Consider the following 1,369-nt stretch of genomic DNA (forward strand, 5'->3'; position numbering starts at 1 on the left):
ACCTGTCTTTATCCGAGAAACCACTGCATTATGTGAAACACCCATCTTCTTCGCAAACGCACGAACCGATAGACCCTTACGCGTTTTCTTATTCATAGTTGCTCCTTGCCTTTTTCTCTGCCATAAGAAGTAAGAGTTTACGGTGTTACGAATGATTGACAATCGGGTATAATCGGGTATATATTCCGGTATGAAAACAGATACACTTCAAGTTACACAAGAATTGTTGGCTCTCATTACTGAGATTGATGAGTTCAAAGGGGCATGGCGCGCCCTTGGTACTCTTGCACCTGAGCGATTGAACGCTCTTCGTCATATTGCTACTGTTGAAAGTATTGGATCTTCCACACGCATTGAAGGGAGTAAGTTAACAGACCGCGAAATCGAACAGCTTTTGGTAAACTTAGAAATTAAACGTTTCAAGAGTCGTGATGAACAAGAAGTTATCGGTTATGCCAAGGTTATGGAAACAATCTTTCAATCTTGGAGTGATATTTCTATTACTGAAAATCATATTAAACAACTTCATCGTGATCTTTTGTGTAATAGTGAGAAAGATCAACGACATCGAGGTGAATATAAGACTTTACGCAATGATGTAGCAGCATTTAATTCTCAAGGGAAAATGGTTGGCATTGTTTTTGAAACAGCTACACCATTTGATACACCATACCGAATGCAAGAGCTTATTACTTGGTTCAATAAAACCAATGAATTAAAGGATCTTCATCCTTTACTTACGATTGGTATTTTTAATGTAACATTTTTAGCTATTCATCCTTTTCAAGATGGAAATGGACGTTTAAGCCGTATCTTAACCACCCTTCTTTTGTTACAAAAAGGTTATGTTTATGTACCATATTCATCACTTGAAAGCATTATTGAGAATAATAAAGAAAGCTATTACTTAGCTTTAAATCAAACTCAAAAAACAATTTATACTAAAACACCCAATTGGGAGCCTTGGATACTCTTTTTTTTACGTGCTCTACAAAAACAAAAACGCCAATTAGAAATAAAAATAGAGAGTGAAAAAAATGCTCTTTTTTCCTTATCTGAATTGGCTCTTAATATTCTTGATTATGTGCGTAATCACGGACGTGTTACAACCCGCGATATGGTGCGTGAGGTTGGTGCAAGCCCTAATACACTTAAAGTAACTTTTACATCATTAGTTGAAAAAGGTCTTTTGATACGTCATGGTGGTGGACGATCAACTTGGTATAGCGCACCTTAATTTTATTGCCTTCTTAACCACCTCCCCATTTTGAGAACGGGGAGGGGCATATTTTTTACTTAAGCAACCTTTTTAATGGGGCTCTCTAAATCTGGTTCGTAAGTTCGCAACAAAGAATCCATGCTATGTGGC

At 37.0% G+C, this 1,369-nt stretch carries 1 protein-coding gene; it reads left to right on the top strand.

All coding sequences use genetic code 11. The annotated features are described in order from the left end of the window. Positions 1-190: 190 nt before the first annotated feature. Positions 191-1,237, top strand: a complete 1,047-nt coding sequence (locus ACFIKX_RS02850) for a Fic family protein (RefSeq protein WP_375628764.1) — start codon at positions 191-193, stop codon at positions 1,235-1,237. Positions 1,238-1,369: the final 132 nt, after the last annotated feature.

Source organism: Bartonella sp. CM86QHHN (genome assembly GCF_042194695.1).
Taxonomy (GTDB): Bacteria; Pseudomonadota; Alphaproteobacteria; order Rhizobiales; family Rhizobiaceae; genus Bartonella.

What these genes read in the sequence shown, in the direction of transcription:
- ACFIKX_RS02850 (WP_375628764.1), top strand. Translation starts at nt 191, where the DNA reads ATGAAAACAGATACACTTCAAGTTACACAAGAATTGTTGGCTCTCATT.